Source organism: Salinimicrobium oceani (genome assembly GCF_012037645.1).
The window spans coordinates 1-371 of the sequence record NZ_JAAVJR010001029.1 but is presented as its reverse complement, the minus strand read 5'-3'; the positions used below and the strand labels follow the sequence as shown (position 1 = coordinate 371).

Sequence of the window (371 nt, the reverse complement as noted above, 5' to 3'; positions counted from 1 at the left end):
GGCCATGCATTTTCCTGCATGATCTCCCTCTTGTGAAATTCCACATCCTCCGGAATTTCCATTTCTTCTGTTCCGGGAAGAGAGAGTGTTTGAAAGACCATCATTTTTTTCACTTTTTGAGACAGGATGTCCATTGCCAGCATAGGATAGCGCAAATGGTAGAAAACTCCCATGAACCAGATGAGATCGAACTGCTCTTCGGTATGTGCGAGATCGTAAACCTGCATTTGCTTAAATCTTATTTTATCATCCAGCCCAAACTGTTTTGCTGTCCATTTCGCCTGTTTCAGGTAATGTTCATCAAGATCAATCGCCAGCACCTCTGCGCCGCGTTTTGCCAGTTCTAATGAATAGAATCCGGCGTTGCAGCC

General features: G+C 44.7%; 1 protein-coding gene. It reads right to left on the bottom strand.

The features are described from left to right. Positions 1-371: methyltransferase domain-containing protein (locus tag HC175_RS20620; protein WP_168139886.1), on the bottom strand; the 371-nt coding region annotated here is incomplete at both ends.